Source organism: Demequina sp. NBRC 110057, assembly GCF_002090175.1.
Classification (GTDB): Bacteria; Actinomycetota; Actinomycetes; order Actinomycetales; family Demequinaceae; genus Demequina.
In genome coordinates, this window is record NZ_BBRN01000003.1 from 615,341 (window position 1) to 630,688 (window position 15,348).

General features: G+C 71.9%; 11 protein-coding genes and 1 tRNA gene. 6 read left to right on the forward strand and 6 right to left on the reverse strand.

The genetic code is table 11. The annotated features are described in order from the left end of the window. Positions 1-60 precede the first annotated feature (60 nt). Together B7K26_RS02795 and B7K26_RS02800 are read right to left on the reverse strand one after the other, a co-directional pair. Positions 61-1,365: a HAMP domain-containing sensor histidine kinase gene (locus B7K26_RS02795; RefSeq protein ID WP_084077146.1), complete on the reverse strand. Its 1,305-nt coding sequence runs from the start codon at positions 1,363-1,365 to the stop codon at positions 61-63. A gap of 6 nt (positions 1,366-1,371) precedes the next feature. After that, a complete protein-coding gene (locus tag B7K26_RS02800; protein ID WP_084077147.1) occupies positions 1,372-2,049 on the reverse strand; it encodes a response regulator transcription factor in 678 nt (225 codons plus the stop codon). A 106-nt stretch (positions 2,050-2,155) separates the two neighbouring features. Here B7K26_RS02800 and B7K26_RS02805 point away from each other — a divergent pair, with 106 nt between their 5' ends. The 3 genes from B7K26_RS02805 (at position 2,156) to B7K26_RS02815 (ending at position 8,031) form a co-directional block, all read left to right on the forward strand. Beyond that, the gene (locus B7K26_RS02805) at positions 2,156-4,276 is read left to right on the forward strand and encodes a hypothetical protein (RefSeq protein ID WP_159449584.1); all 2,121 of its coding nucleotides are present in this window, start codon (positions 2,156-2,158) and stop codon (positions 4,274-4,276) included. Between the two features lie 65 nt (positions 4,277-4,341). Then, a complete protein-coding gene (locus tag B7K26_RS12915) occupies positions 4,342-7,374 on the forward strand; it encodes an FHA domain-containing protein (RefSeq protein WP_159449585.1) in 3,033 nt (1,010 codons plus the stop codon). A 402-nt stretch (positions 7,375-7,776) separates the two neighbouring features. After that, positions 7,777-8,031, forward strand: coding sequence for a WhiB family transcriptional regulator (locus B7K26_RS02815; RefSeq protein WP_084077148.1), 255 nt, complete (start codon positions 7,777-7,779; stop codon positions 8,029-8,031). Between the two features lie 84 nt (positions 8,032-8,115). Here the strand turns inward: B7K26_RS02815 and B7K26_RS02820 are convergent, their stop codons facing one another. Then, the gene (locus B7K26_RS02820; protein ID WP_084077149.1) at positions 8,116-9,561 is read right to left on the reverse strand and encodes a sensor histidine kinase; all 1,446 of its coding nucleotides are present in this window, start codon (positions 9,559-9,561) and stop codon (positions 8,116-8,118) included. A 61-nt stretch (positions 9,562-9,622) separates the two neighbouring features. On the opposite strand from B7K26_RS02820, the gene B7K26_RS02825 reads away from it, so the two are divergent. The 3 genes from B7K26_RS02825 to B7K26_RS02835 are packed head-to-tail and all read left to right on the forward strand — an operon-like array spanning position 9,623 to position 10,841. Continuing rightward, the gene (locus B7K26_RS02825) at positions 9,623-10,117 is read left to right on the forward strand and encodes a DUF2505 domain-containing protein (RefSeq protein ID WP_084077150.1); all 495 of its coding nucleotides are present in this window, start codon (positions 9,623-9,625) and stop codon (positions 10,115-10,117) included. Positions 10,118-10,119: 2 nt separating this feature from the next. Next, positions 10,120-10,491: a CrcB family protein gene (locus B7K26_RS02830; RefSeq protein ID WP_084077151.1), complete on the forward strand. Its 372-nt coding sequence runs from the start codon at positions 10,120-10,122 to the stop codon at positions 10,489-10,491. Next, positions 10,488-10,841, forward strand: coding sequence for a CrcB family protein (locus B7K26_RS02835; protein WP_159449586.1), 354 nt, complete (start codon positions 10,488-10,490; stop codon positions 10,839-10,841). The genes B7K26_RS02830 and B7K26_RS02835 overlap by 4 nt, the downstream gene beginning before the upstream one ends. Here B7K26_RS02835 and B7K26_RS02840 read toward each other — a convergent pair. The 3 genes from B7K26_RS02840 to B7K26_RS02850 all read right to left on the reverse strand — a co-directional run bounded on the left by B7K26_RS02840 (position 10,831) and on the right by B7K26_RS02850 (position 15,319). After that, entirely contained in the window at positions 10,831-12,078 is a 1,248-nt protein-coding gene (locus B7K26_RS02840; protein WP_084077153.1) for an APC family permease, read from the reverse strand. The two genes, B7K26_RS02835 and B7K26_RS02840, sit on opposite strands and share 11 nt — an antisense overlap. Before the next feature lie 91 nt (positions 12,079-12,169). Next, positions 12,170-12,243: transfer RNA gene (locus tag B7K26_RS02845), tRNA-Met, on the reverse strand. 49 nt (positions 12,244-12,292) lie between these two features. Further along, on the reverse strand, positions 12,293-15,319 hold the full coding sequence (locus B7K26_RS02850; protein ID WP_234998663.1) for a UPF0182 family protein: 3,027 nt from the start codon (positions 15,317-15,319) through the stop codon (positions 12,293-12,295). Between the last annotated feature and the right edge of the window lie 29 nt (positions 15,320-15,348).

The window sequence follows — 15,348 nt, forward strand, 5'->3', positions numbered from 1 at the left end:
ACCATGCCTCCATCAGATCACCGACCACTGACATCGCGGCCGCGGGATCGATAAGAGAAGTCAGCGCCGGCGCTTGCCCCCGGAACGTCCGTGGGGGACGAGGGTGTCGAGGTCCACCATGCGCGGCACACCCTGGAGGAACACGGCGAACGCCGCGGGAATGCGCTGGGCAAGCTCGAGGCGGCCACCGTCGGCCGTCACGAGGTCGCGGGCCAGGGCGAGCCCCAGGCCGGTCCCCCGCCCGGAGGTCACCTCGCGCTCGAAGATCCGCGGAGCGAGGTCTTCGGGCACGCCTGGACCCTCGTCGCGCACCTCGATCACGATGGCGTGGTTGGTGCCCGACTCACGCGCCAACACCGTCGTAGTGCCGCCGCCGTGGTGCAGCGAGTTTTCGATCAGCGTGGCGAGCACCTGCGCGAGCCCGCCGGGGGTGGCAAAGACAGTGGCGTCGGTGTCGTGAATCTCGAGGCGCCTGCCGGCGGCGGCGAAGGCCTGCGTCCACTCCTCGGCCTGCTGCTCGAACACCTCCGCCAACATGACGAGCTCGGTGCCGGACCCGAGCGCGCGCCGCGAGCGCCCCAGCAGCTCGTCGACCACGCCCACGAGCCGCTCCACCTGCTCGAGCGACTTCTCGGCCTCCTCGCGCACGTCGTCCTGCGTGGACAGCGCCGCGATCTCCTCGAGGCGCATCGTGAGGGCGGTGAGGGGCGTACGGAGCTGGTGTGAGGCATCGGCCGCGAACTGTCGTTCCGTCGCGAGCCTGGCGGCCATGCGGTCCGCCGACCGTGCCAGCTCGTCCGCGACGAGGTCGATCTCCTCGATCCCCGTCTTCTCGAGCCGGGGGCGCACCTGCCCGGTGCCCAGTTGCTCGGCCGATGCCGCGAGGTAGACCAGGGGCGCGGTGAGCCTGTTGGCCTGCCAGCGCGCCATCGCGAGCCCCGCGGAGACGGCGATGATGCCGAGTCCCAACACGAGCGCCACGAACTGCGCGCCCACCCAGAAGATGTCCCACCAGTCGACGTACATGACGACCACCAGGCCGTCGTCCGTCACGTGGCTGTCGGAGAAGGCGGGCCGAGGCTCGACGCCCTCCGTCAGCTCGGTGCCGTCGGGCAGCTGGACGTAGATGTACGACGGCGCGCTTTGCGCATCGGACACGTATGAGCCGAGCACGTCGCCCGTGATGGTCTCGCCCGCGCGGTAGCGCACCTCGAGGGCACGCGCCGCCGTGGTGGTCCTGAGGTCGAGGTCGCGCAGGGCGTCCTGCTTGACGAACTGGAAGGCCAGCACGGCCAGCGGGATCCCCAGCAGGATCACCGCGACGGCAAGGGCGGAAATGGTCGCGCGCAGCACCCGGCGGCGCATCGGCCGCTACTCGTCGTTCTCGAAGCGGAAGCCCATGCCTCGCACGGTGGTGATGAACCGCGGCGAGGTGGCGTCGTCGCCGAGCTTGCGGCGCAGCCACGACACGTGCATGTCGAGGGTCTTGGACGGGGCCGACGAGTCGGCGTCCCAGACCTCGCGCATGAGGGTGTCGCGCGACACGACGGAGCCGGCGTTCGCCACCAGCAGGTGAAGCAGGTCGAACTCCTTGCCCGACAGCTGAAGCTCGCGGTCGTCGAGGAACGCACGGTGGCCGGAGACGTCCACGCGCACGCCGGCGACGGACAGCTCGCCGTTCGCGTCGCCCACGAGGCGGCGGCGCAGCAGCGCGCGCACGCGCGCGAGGAGCTCGGCAAGGCGGAAGGGCTTGGTGACGTAGTCGTCGGCGCCGGCGTCGAGGCCGACCACCAGGTCCACCTCGTCCGCGCGCGCGGTCAGCATCAGGATGGGCACCTGCAGGCCCTTGTCGCGGATGCGGCGGGCCACGTCGACGCCGTCGATGTCGGGCAGGCCGAGGTCAAGAATCACCAGATCGGCGTCATCCGCCGCGCCTACTCCTCCCATGCCCGTCCCGTGCCATTCCACGTCGTACCCCTCGCGACCCAAAGCGCGGGTCAAGGGTTCTGAAATGGTCGGGTCATCTTCGACCAAGACAATTCGCGTCATGGGGCAACGATACCCGTGGGCCGGGTCTTTGCAACGACGCACGGCGCGGGGGCGGCCGATGCGCCTGCCAGGGCTCACGCGGCACACGCGGATACGCTGGGCGACCGTGAGTAAGACCGTCGCCTCCCGTCGCCTGGACGGCCGCCTCGGCGCCGCCGCGGCGGCTGCCCCCGAGCGCATCGTCCTCGTCGTGATCGCCGTGGCGCTCGCCGGCGGCGCCATGGCGTCCGTGGGCCTCCACTACTGGTGGACGGTGCTGCCTCTCGCCGCGCTGCTGGTAGCCCTTGCCTGGCGCCCGCTCGCGTCCGATGCCCCCACGCCGGGGCAGGCGCGGGCCGGCGCGATCGCGGGCATCGTCGCGGTGGCGGGCACCGCCGTCTGGACCGTGGTCAACGTCGCGATGGCGGCCGAGTACCTGCTGGTGGTGCGCGACCCCGGCTTCCTCACGCTGTCCGGCCTGTGGCTCGTGGACCACCCGTCGACCGACATCCCCGCCGACGGCGCCGTCGAGGCTGCCGCGAGCGGCGCCAGCATGCTTGCCGACGCCTCGGAGGCGTGGAACCTCGCGGGCGACGTGATTCAGCCGCAGGGCGCGAAGATGCTTCCCGCCACGATCGCCGTCGGCGGCTGGTTCGCCGGGGACACAGGTGTACTCGCCGCCAACGTCGTCATCGGCGCAGCCGGCATCCTCGCGACCTTCGCCCTCGCGCGCCGGTTCCTGTCCCCCTTGGCCGCCCTCGCGCCCGCGGGCGCGCTCGCGCTGACGGTGTCGCACATCGGCCTGTCCCGACCCGCCTACACGGAGCCGCTCGCCCTGCTGCTCGCCGTCGGCGGGATCCTCTACGTGTGGCGCGGCATCGAGCGCCGCTCGACAACGTTGATCGTCGCGGGCGCCATCGCGACGGGCGCGACGACGTTCGTCCGCATCGACGGGGCGTCCGGGGCCATCGGCAGCCTGGTGGGCGTCGCCGTCGCGCTCGCCGTCGTCGAGGCCCCACGCGCGTGGCGGCGCGCGGCGCTGGCAAAGTTCGCGCTCGTCGAGGCAGTCGTCCTCGTGGCCGGCTACGTGGCGCTGCACCGCTGGAGCGCGGAGTACTTCGAGCGCCTGGAGTCGGAGGCCTACCTCCTGCTCGCCGCCTACGGCGTGCTGGTCGCCGTCATCCTCGGGTGGGCGGCCACGTGGACCGACACGCTGCGCGGCGACGCCTGGCTTCCCGGGCTGTCGGCACGGCTCGGCACGCGCGGCGCGTGGTGGATCGGCGGCGCCGTCATGGTCGTCATGGTGGGGCTAGCGTCGCGACCCCTGTGGACCACGGGCCACCGCGGCACGGAGACGTCGCGCGAGGAGTTCACCAACGGCGTGGTCGAGGGCTTCCAGAGCGCGCAGGGCCTCCCCGTCGACGGCACCCGCAACTACGCCGAGTCGACGGTGTCGTGGCTGTCGTACTACCTCACCTGGCCGATGGTCATTCTCGCGATCATCGGGCTGGGGTGGGCCACCATGCGGATGGTGAGGCGCGACGCGCCGTGGGCGGTGCTGCTCGGCTCGATGCTCGCCCCGACGCTGCTCTACCTGGTCAAGCCCGCGATCGTGCCCGACCAGATCTGGGCCATCAGGAGGTTCGAGCCCATCACCCTTCCCGGCATGCTACTGATGGCCGCCGTCGCGGCGTGGTGGCTCGCCTCGCGCCTTCCGCGGGCGTCGGCCCGACACGTTGCCCGCAGGGTGGCGGGAGTGGGGATGGTGGCCCTCCCGCTGACCACCTGGGTGTCGATAGACGCCGGCGCCGAGTACCCGATCGCGAGCGCGGTCAACGTCACGACGCGCGAGATGAACGGCGCGCGCGACATGATCGACGGCCTGTGCGCGCTCGACGACGGGCGCCCCATCGTCCTGGTCGGCACCTCCGAGATGTACGGCGGCCTACGGGTGATGTGCGACGAGCCGGTGGTGCTCGCCCTGTCCGCCCCCACCGAGGAGCAGCTCGTGGAGATGGCCGATGCGTGGGGCGAGCAACCCTTCGTCGTCACCCGGCAGGTGGACGACGTGCCGTGGACGGACACGCCCGAGCCGGTACTGGCGGCGCAGGTCAAGCACTCGTCGTACACGCTGGGGCGGCTTCCTCGCACCCTCATCAACAGGGATTACACCTGGTACGCGGGCGTGGTGAACGAGGACGGGAGCGTGGCGCCGCTGTCCGCGGTTCCCACAGCCACCGCCCCGTAGGCGCCTGTCCACAGGGCATCGCCGGCTCCGAGCGCACCCGGTGCGCCGCGTGCCACGGTGGCGGCGTGATCGTCACCGACCCCTCCGGCACCGACCTCGAGATCAGGCCGGGCACGCCCGCAGCCGTGATCGCCGAGGCGCTGGGGGTGCCGGTGCTGTGGTGTGGGCAGGTCCTCCTCGACGGCGCCCATCCCGCGGGGGTGGCGCCGCTCGTGCACGGCGCGAGGCTCGGTACGGGTCCCGGCGTGGGGTGCACTCCCCTGAGCGGGCCCTCCCTCGAGGTAGTCCGGGGGCCCGATGCTGGCGCCACCACTCCCTTCGGCGCCGCCGGGGTGGTGGTCGGGCGGGCGGGCGACTGCGACCTCGCCATCGACGACCCCGCGCTGTCCGCGCGCCACGCGCGCCTCCTTCCACGCCGGCGGCGAGGGGTGAGGGACCTCGGCTCGACCAACGGGCCCGGACCGTTCCGGCGCGGCTGGAGGGCCGACCATACTGTCGGCCTTGGGCGCACGGAAATCGCCTGGCACGACGCGACGCGGGGCGACGAGGACGAGCCCGCCGGCGGGCGCGCGCGGCCGCGGCTCGCGATGATCGCGGGGTCCGCGGTCAGCGCCGTCGCCCTCGCCGCGGTCACAGGCCGGTGGTGGATCGCCGCGGTGATCATCGGCGTCGCCGGCGCCGTGGCGCTCGCCCCGTGGGCCCGCTCACGGCTCGCGGTGCGGGCGCCGGGAAACCCCGCGCCGCGCACACCGGCGGGGCCCCTCGCGATTCGGGGCGACGGCACCTGGGCGCGCGGCTACGCGCGGGCGGTCGCGCTCGACCGTGGCCGCCGGCTCGAGGGAGCACCCCGCGAGCCGTGGATGAGATGGCTCCAGGGACCCGGCCCCGAGGACACGGTGGTGCTGCTGGGGCGAGACGCCGCGGTGCCCTCGTGGTGCTCCACCACCGTCGACGCCTCGGCGACCGGCGTCACCGTCACCGCCGCCGCGAGCCGGAGCTCACCACCCCTGCGGATTACCGCGGCTACCGCCGAGACCGTAGCGCGGCGCCTGGCCGGCACCAGGCACACACCTGGCCTGCCACGCGCCGTCGCGTGGGCGGATCTCGCGCCCGTGCCCGGTGCGGCCCCCGCTGCCCCTCCGGCCGGAACTGGAGGCCGGGGACGCCGGGTGCTGCGCGCCTGCATCGGCCAGGGGCAGGAGGGCGCCGTCACCCTCGACCTCGACGAGGACGGCCCACACGTCCTGGTCGCCGGCACCACCGGCGCGGGAAAGTCGGTCGCTCTGGAGACGCTCGTGGTCGCGCTCGCCGACGGGGCCGGCCCCCAGGATCTCGCGGTGGCCCTCATCGACTTCAAAGGCGGCGCAGGCCTCGCCGGCTGCCGCGACCTTCCCCACGTATGCGGCATCCTCACCGACCTCGACGGCGCCCTCGCCACGCGGGCCCTCGAGGGGGTCGCGGCGGAGCTGCTCACACGCAAGGAGGAGCTCGCGGCGCGCGGCCTGACCTCGATGCACGAGTGGGAGGCCTCAGGCGACGCTCCCCCACGCCTGCTCGTCGTGATCGACGAGTACCAGGAGATCACCGCGCTGCTTCCCGACTTCGTGCCGCAGATGTCGCGGCTTGCCGCCCAGGGCCGGTCGCTCGGCATGCACCTGGTGATGGCCACCCAGCGTCCGGCCGGTGCCGTCACTCCCGCCGTGCGCGCGAACGTGGGGGCGACGATCGCGCTGCGAGTGGCCTCGGAGGGCGAGTCCCGGGACCTGCTCGGGGTGCCCGATGCCGCCGCCCTCCCCCGCGACTGCCCGGGCAGAGCGATTCTGGTGGCGGGAGAGCGCCGCGTGACGTTCCAGACCGCGACGCCCATGGCGACGCCCAGCCCCGCGGTGTCACCGGTCGGGGCCGCGCCCGCGAGGCCGCGGCTGCTCTCACACCGAGTGCGGCAGCGCTGGGCCGACGCCCCTCGTCCCTCTCCCCTGTGGCTTCCACCGCTCCCGACTGCCCTCCCGCTCGCCGCGGTCGTGGGCGGGGATGCGGACCGGACGCAGGACGCCGCGTGGGTGGTCGCGCTCGCCGACCTCCCGAGCCAGCGCAGGCAGGATCCCATCAGGTGGAACGCCCAGGACGGTCCCCTCGTGGTCGTCGGGCCACGCCGCGCCGACCGCGCGGCGGCCCTCGCCGCGGTCGTGTCCCAGGCAAGAAGCGCGGGCCGGCGGGCCGTCGTCCTGCCCGCCGACCCGCGGGAGGCGGCCCGGACCCTGGCGCTTGCCGCGCGCGGCGACGCCCTCCTCGTCATGGACGATGCCGACGCGACTCTCACCGCCCTCGCGGGCGTCGACGACGGCGGCGCGCTCGACGCCTGGAACGACCGCCTCGGCAGGGGCCTGCCCACGGCGATCGGCTGCACGGCATCGGCCCCCGCGAGACTCGCCAGGAACTCGGCGATGGTCGCGCTCCTGGGGCCCGTCTCACCCCAGGCCGCCGCCACCTGGGGCGCCGGCCGCGACGCGCTGCTCGACGGCACCGAGGGAAGGGCCTGGCTCATGACCCCCGGTGGGGCGTGCGCCGCCCAGCTCGTGTGTGCCGCCCCAGCGGCGGACGTCGCCGACTCTTTGGTGGCCCCGCTCCCACGCGCCTATGCGGGACCCGCGTGGGGCATCGGCGGCGACGACGCCCACCACGTGCCCGCACCGCGCGGCAGCGTCGTCGTGGCCGGCCAGGCCGGCGAGTGGCGACGGCGCATCGCCGCCTCCCTCGGGGAGGGCTGCTCGCAGGCCGAGACGCCCGCCCTCGCCCCGGACGACGCCGTGGTGGTGCTCACGCATCCCACGGCACGGGCGGTGCGGCTGGCGGCGCCGCGCGACCATGCCGGACTGGTGGACCCGGTGCCCGTACCCGGGCGGGTCGTGGTGATCTCGGACGGGACGGCGATGGCCGTCCAGTTGCGCTCAGATCTGTGGATCGGCCCTGGTATCGAGGACGATAGCCACCGCCGCGGCGAGCGCGACGGCCATCACCGCGACCCCCAGCATCGGCCACTCGCCCAGGAGGTACCACCCGGCGGCCACCTGCAGCACCTGCCACATGAGCCCGTATGAGCGACCCCAGCGACGCCCCTTGCCGAGAGCCCTCGCGGCGGCCACCAGCGGGACCGCGAGGACGCCGATCATGATGGCCAGCGCCCACGACAATTGGGTATCGTCGCTTCCCATCACCCCATGCACCGCGTAGGCCACGGCGGCGACGACAAGCGCCACCGCCTCCACCCACACGAGCAGGGAGGCCGCGGGCCTCACCCATCGATTCGACACGGGGGACGTGGACTCCATGGCGACCACGCTAGTCGACCGCCAGCGTGATCCATCCCACACCAAAAGGGGTCTTGTCATCTGTTGTTAACAATGAGAACCTAGTGGGAGTGACATTTCGCGATGGCAGCGGCATGAAACCCCCTCACCCCTTCAGGGCTTCGCCGCGCCTCCAAACCCTAGGAGGTCCACATGGACTGGCGTGACCGCGCTGCCTGTCTTGACGTCGATGACCCGGAGCTGTTCTTCCCGGTCGGTAACACCGGCCCCGCGCTCGTACAGATCGAGAAGGCCAAGACCGTCTGCACCACCTGCGAGGTGCGCGACACGTGCCTGCAGTGGGCCATGGAGCACAACCAGGACTCCGGCGTCTGGGGCGGCCTGTCCGAGGACGAGCGCCGCTCGCTGAAGCGCCGCGCTGCCCGCGCGCGCCGCGCCGCGAAGTAAGACCTTCGGCCGCCTCAAGCGGCCACCGCCAAGGGGCGGGGCACCACACCGGTGCCCCGCCCCTTCGCGTTTCCGCGTGAACTGTTAGTCGCCCACCTGCACGCGCACGTCGACCTCGGAGCCCGTCTCGGTCCTGCGCCACTCGATGGCACCGCCCAGCTCGTTCTCGACGAGCGTGCGGACAATCTGCGAGCCGAGCCCCGACGGCTCGGCGCTGAGGCCCACGCCGTCGTCCGCGATGACCACGTGCAGGTGCGACTCGTCGTCGCGGCGCGCGGTGACCGTGATGGTGCCCAGCTCCCTTCCCTCGAAGCCGTGCTCGACAGCGTTCGTCACGAGCTCGGTCATCACGAGCGCGAGCGAGGACGCGTACTGGGCAGGGATCAACCCGAAGTCGCCCTCGCGCAGCAGCTTCACCTGGACCCCCGAGGAAGCGACATCGGCCGCCATCCTCATGGATCGCGCGGCGAGGTCATCAAAGTTGACCAGTTCGTCGAGCGTGCCGGACAGCGTCTCGTGCACGAGAGCGATGGTCGACACGCGGCGCATCGCCTCCGCGAGCGCCTCCTTCGCCTCGGGCGCCTCGACGCGCCGCGACTGCAGGCGCAGCAGCGCGGCGACAGTCTGCAGGTTGTTCTTCACCCTGTGATGGATCTCGCGGATGGTCGCGTCCTTGGTGATGAGCTCGCGCTCGCGGCGACGCAGCTCAGACACGTCGCGGCACAGCAGGACGGCGCCGATGCGCTCGCCGTGCTCCGTCACGGGGATGGCCCGCATGGACAGCGTCGCGCCGTTGGCCTCGATGTCGGCACGCCACGGGGCGCGGCCCATCACGACCATCGCCAGCGTCTCGTCGATGTGCCCCTTATCCGTGACCAGCTCGCTCGTCACGCGCGGCAGGGAGCGGTTCATCAGCGAGCCCGTGACGCCCAGGCGGTGGAAGCACGACAGCGCGTTGGGGCTCGCGTAGGTCACGTGGCCGGCGGCGTCCAGGCGCACCACGCCGTCGCCCACGCGGGGAGCACCGCGGCGCGAGCCCGTGACGGACATCTGCGTGGGGAACTCGCCGCGCGTGATCATGTGCAGCAGGTCGTCAGCGGCGCCCTTGTAGTTCAGTTCGAGGCGGCTCGACGAGCGGGACACGGCCTGCGACACCTCGCGCGTGAGGACCGCAATCCTGCGGCCGTCCATGACGATGGGCAGGGCGTCCTCGCGCACGGCGTAGGTCTCGTCCCACCGAGGCTCACGCGACGCGGTGATGCCGCCCTCGTCGAGCGCGCGCTGCAGGTGCGCGACGCGACCGGGCGCAGCCATGGTGCCCACCACATCGTCCTGATGCACGGTGGGGCCCGTCGAGGGGCGGCACTGCGCGATGGCGACAAACCCGTCGTCCACGGCATGCCACATCACGAGGTCGGCGAACGACAGGTCGGCGATGATCTGCCAGTCGGCGGTGAGGAGCGCGAGCCACTCCGCCTCCGCATCGGTGAGCGGGGCGTACTTCTCGGCAGTCTCTCTCAGCGTGGCCACGCCACTAGCCTAGGCGGCTCTGGGGCGCACGGTAGCCTGGTGCCACCGTCGGAGGGCAGCCATGCAGATCACTCACACGCATCATTTCGACGCGAGCGTCGAGGACGTCATGTCCATGCTCGCCGACCAGGAGTTTGCCCACGCGCGCGGCGCCACCGGCGACGCCGAGGACGGCGACGTCTCGGTCACCGGCACGGCCGATGGTGCGTTCTCCGTGGCGATCCGCCGCACCATTCCGTCTACGACGATTCCGCAGGAGTTCCGCTCCTTCGTGGGCTCCTCGCTCACGGTGAAGTACACCGAGGCGTGGCAGGAGCCGGCGGGCGACCACCGCCACGCGACCTTCGCCGTCGAGATCATGGGTGCCCCGGGCCACGCCTCCGGTCGCCTGTCCGTCACGCCCGAGGGCGACGGCTCGGTCTTCGCCGTGGATGGCACCGTGAACGTCAAGGTGCCCCTGTTCGGCGCCATGATCGCCCAGGCGGTGTCCAAGGCGGTGCTGCGCGGCCTCGAGGCGGAGCTCGCGGAGGCCGACGCCTGGCTGGCGGCCCGCTGAGGATGCGCTCGCCCCTGCTGCTCGTCCTCGTGGGCGGCATGATCGGGGGCGCCGCCCGGATCGGGCTCGACGCGCTGATCCCCGCGGGCACGCACGGCCTGCCGTGGGACCTCCTCGCGATCAACGTCGCGGGTTCGGCGGCGCTCGGCTGGCTCGACGGCCGCATCGAGGTGCGCGGCACCGTCTGGTGGCAGCCGCTCGTGGGCACCGGGATGCTCGGCGGCTTCACCACGTTCTCCTCCATCGCCGCGCTCACCTGGACGGCCGATGCCGGCGCAGGGCTCGCGCTCGTCGTCCTCGCGGCGACGCTCGTCGTCACCGTGACGACGGCGGTCGCCACGCGCCGCCTCGCGATCGCGAGGGGCGCCGCGTGACCGCCTGGGCCTACGCCGCGGCGATCCTGGGCTGCGGCATCGGCGCCGTCGGCCGACACCTCCTCGCCCAACGCATCGTCGCCGCGGCCATGCCGTGGCAGACCATCGTCGCCAACACGCTCGCGGCGGCGCTCGTGGGCGCGGTCGCGGGGGTGGCCGATGCCCACCCCGCCTGGATGCTCGTGCTCGGCGCGGGCGTGGGAGGCGGGCTGTCGACGTTCTCCACCCTCGCCGTGGACGGCGCGCGCCTGTGGGAGGCGGGCGAGCGCCGCCGCGCCGCGGCCTACCTTGCGGTGACGTTTGCGCTCGGCGTCGGCGCCGCGTGGGCGGGCTGGCTCGTCACGTCGTAGGCCTCCGGGACCGCACGACGGCGGCCGCCGCGGGCCAGCCGACCACGACCGCCATCACCCACGCCGTGGTCCACCACCCGTCGGCGGACTGCGTGAGGGCCACGACGGCGAGCAGCGCCGAGGCCGCGAGACCCACCCACGGCACCGCGGCGGGCACCCGGAGCCCCGCGGTCCTGCCCGCACGGCGCTGGCGCGCGGCAGCGACGTTCGCGACCGCGTAGTACGTGAGGATGCTCGCGGCGGAGACGAGCACGAGGCTCGCGTCAGTGCTCCACACCAGCGCGAGCGCGCCCGCGGCGACGACCGCCTCCGCGCGCCACGGGGCGCCGCTCTCGCCCTGCGTGGCGAGCGCGCGCGGCAAGTCGCCCTCCCGTGCCATCGCCATGGCGGTGCGACCCGCCCCCGCCATGACGGCAAGCATCGCGCCGCCCACGCTCAGCGCGGCGACCGCCGTGACGGTCCAGACGGGGACGTGGCCCACACGGGCGAGCGCCTCGAGCGGTGCCTGCGCCAACGCCGCGCTCTCTGTGCGCGTGAGGGCAAAGCCGACCGCCAGGTACACGACCACCACGATCGCGAGCGCCGCCATCACCGCCCTCGGGATGGTGCGGGCGGGCTGCGTCACCTCCTCGCCCAGCGTGGCGACCCGGGCGTATCCCGCGAAAGCGAAGAACGCGGCGGCGACGGCCACCAAGAAGACGGGGCCGCCCGCGTCGTCGGCCACAGGGCCGGTGACGGCGCCCTCCCGCGCCGGCGAGGCGAGGAGCGCCATGACGACGATTCCACCCAGGGCCGTCACGGTGATGACGGCGATGAGCGACGCGGCCCACGCGGTGCGTGTGATGCCGCGGGCGTTGAGCGCCCAGGCGGCGACGATGGCAGCGCTGGCGATGCCCGGGGCGTGCCCGGGGATCAGGTAGGTACCGAGGACGAGCGCAGCCACCGCCACCGACACCGTCTTGCCGACCACGAACGCCGCGCCCGCAAAGTGCCCGGCGAAGGGGCCGAGTTCGGCCCGCCCATAGGCGTAGGCGCCACCCGCGACCGGATAGCGAGCCGCGAGCTGAGCGGTCGACAGGGCGTTCAACAGCGCGACGACCGCGGCGCACGCCACCGCGGGAAGGGCCCACTGCCCCGCCGCGAGCACGTCCACCCACATGTCGGAAAACACGCCGGCGCCGATCATCGAACCGACACCGATTCCGGTCGCGGCGATGAGGCCGATGCGGCGGGTCACGGGGCGAGGCTAGCCGCTGGCGGTGGACCACGCCAGGGTCCGGGGAAACGACGAAGGCCCGCACCATATGGTCCGGGCCTTCGTTCTCTCGTAGCGGGGACAGGATTTGAACCTGCGACCTCCGGGTTATGAGCCCGGCGAGCTACCGAACTGCTCCACCCCGCGTCGGTGATGACAACTGTACCCGACGCGGGGCGAGCCTCCAAATCGCCTCTTACTGACCCCCGAGCTCGTTCACTCGGTCGTCGGCCGCGACGGCGTCCTCGAGGGCATCGGCCAGGCGGTCCTGGGCCTCGCCGTAGGCGGCGAAGTCGCCGTCCGAGAGCGCTGCCTGGCCGTCCTCGAGCGCCTGCTGAGCATCCGCGAGCGCGGTGTCGAGGTCGGCCTGCGCGGCGGCGAGGTCGCGGTCGTCGGTGCCCGCCGTCGAGGACTCGCTGGGCTCCGAGGTCTCGGTCTCGGCAGGCTCCGAGGTCGCCGACGTGGTCGGCTCGGGAGTGCTTGAGCCCTCGCCCTCCTCGCCGTCGACGGGCGCCTCGTCGGTCACCTCGCCGTCGTCAGTGATGGTCTCGGTGTCCTCCGACTCCGGCGCCGCTCCGGCACCGAACACGGCGTCCAGCGCCTCCTGAAGCGTGTCCTCGAACCCGATCTCCTCACCGAAGGACACGAAGACCTTCTGGAGCAGCGGCACCCTGGTGCCCTCCGACGACTGGACGTAGACCGGCTGCACGTAGAGCAGTCCGCCACCGACGGGGAGCGTCAGCAAGTTGCCGTTCACCACGTCGGAGTCACCCTGGCGCAGCAGGTTCAGCGTCGTCTGCGCCTCGGAGTCAGTGTTGAAGAAGTTCTGGACCTGGCCCGGACCGGGAATGGTCGTGTTGCGAGGAAGTTCGAGCAGGCGCAGCGTGCCGTACCCCTCCGCGACCTCGCCGTCCGTGTTGCCCGTCTCCGAGTCCACCGCGAGGTATCCCGTGAGGATGTTGCGGTCCGTCTCGCCGCCGGGAATGTACGAGCTGTACAGCGAGAACGACGGCTCGTCCTGGCCCGGCATCTGCAGCGTCAGGTAGTACGGGGGCTGCAGGGTGGTCTCGCCGACCGTCGGGTCGTCGGGAAGCGTCCACGTGTCCTGGCCCGAGTAGAACGAGGCCGCGTCGGTGACGTGATAACGCTGCAGCTGGTAGCGCTGCACCTCGAAGAACTCCTCGGGGTAGCGCAGGTGGCTCATCAGGTCACCCGAGATCTCCGAGATGGACTGGAGGTTCGTGGGATACACCTTCTGCCAGGTCTGCAGCATCGGGTCCTCGGTGTCCCAGGCGTACAGGGTGACCGTGCCGTCATAGGCGTCGACGGTCGCCTTGACCGAGTTGCGCATGTAGTTCAGCACCGTCGGCAGGGGCGACTCTTCGGAACCGGCGAACAGCGCCGTCGACTGCAGCGACGCGGCGTACGGGTAGTTGTCCGTGGTCGTGTAGCCGTCGACAACCCACACGACGCGATCGTCGACGACGGCCGGGTAGGTAGTGGAGTCGAGCTCGAGGTACGGCGCCACGCGAGCCACGCGGTCCAGCGGGTCGCGGTGGTACAGAATCTGCGACTCGCTCGTCACACGGTCCGAGAACAGAATCTGCTCCTCGCCGAACTTGATCGAATACATCAGCTTCTCGAAGAGGTTGCTGATCGAGGGGCCACCCTCGCCGGTGTAGGTCGTGTTGACCTGGCTGGTCTCGCCTTCGTCGGTCGGGTAGTCGAGCTCCCACGGGGTCGTGTCCTCCGGGGCGCCCACGATCGAATAATCCGGCAGCGTCTGCCCGAAGTAGATGCGGGGCTCGTAGTTGCCGAGCTCACCGACGGACGGGATGCCACCCTGGAAGAAGGCGGGCTGGCCGTCCGACGTGGTCTTGTTGCCGTAGGCAGCGACCACGCCGTAACCGTGTGTGTACACCGTGTGGTCGTTGACCCACGTGCGGTTCTCCGTGCCCAGGCCGCCAAGGTCGAGCTCACGCACCGCGATGACGGTGTCGTTGAGCTCACCGTCGACCTCGTAGCGGTCCACCGCGAGTTGATCGGTGAAGTTGTAGTACTGCTTGTTCTGCTGCAACTGCTGGAAGGCAGGCGACACGATGTTCGGGTCGAGCAGGCGGATCTGCGCGGTCGTCTCCGCGTCGGCACGCAGGGCATCGGCCGATGCCTCGGTGGTCGCGTCGTACGGAGTGGTCTCAACGTCCTCAAGGTCGTAGGCCGCGAGCGTGGCGTCAATGTTGCGCTGGATGTACTCGGACTCGAGGTCCTGCGCGTTCGGGTCCACCTGGAAGTTCTGCACCACGGCCGGGTAGATGCCGCCGATCACGAGGGCGGACAGCACCATCATCGACACTCCCACCGCGGGGATGCGCCAGTCGCCGCGCCAGATGACCGCGAGGAACAGCAGGCCCACGACCAGCGCGATGCCGAACAGGATGCCCTTGGCCGGCAGGATCGCGTTGACGTCGGTGTAGGTCGCGCCGTCGTAGTCGCCCGAGGTGTCGGTGAGCAGCGCGTATCGATCGAGCCAGTAGTTGGCCGCGATGCCGATCATGACCGCGAGGCCGGAGACTGCCAGTTGGATGCGCGCGCCACCCGAGGCGACGAACTCGCGGCCGCCTCCGGAGATGCCGCCGTACAGCAGGTGCACGAAGGCGGCGAGCAGGGTGCACAGGATGGTGATCACGAGCCAGAAGCCCACGATCGCCTGCAGCACGGGAAGCGTGAAGACGTAGAACGACAGGTCGAGGCCGAACTGGGGGTCCGTCTCACCGAAGGAGGTGCGGTTGATCCAGGCGAGGATGTCCTGCCAGCGTGCGGCCATCGCGAAACCCGCAATGAGGCCTACGAACAGGGGAAGCGCGATCATGATGCCGCGCTCTACGGGCTCGATCTGCTCGCGATACTGGTCTAGCGCGCCGCGGCGTCCCCTCGCGGCGGGGCGCACGCGCTTGGCGACCCACAGCGTCAGGAAGACGGCGCCTGCCGCGAGCAGCCCGAAGATCGCGAACACCGCGAGTCGCGCTACCCACTGGGTCCAGAACACGCCGGTGTACCCGACCTGCTGGTACCAGGCCACTTCGGTCCACACGTTAGCGGCGATGACGGTGACCACCACCAGGATCGCGACGGCAATGCCGGCGATGAGGAGCGGGGAACGGCGCTTGGGCGGGACCGGCGCAGCGGGGCGCGGCGGGCGATCGGGTCTGTCGTCGAACGTCACGGATGGTGTCCTTGGTCGTCAGCGGTGGC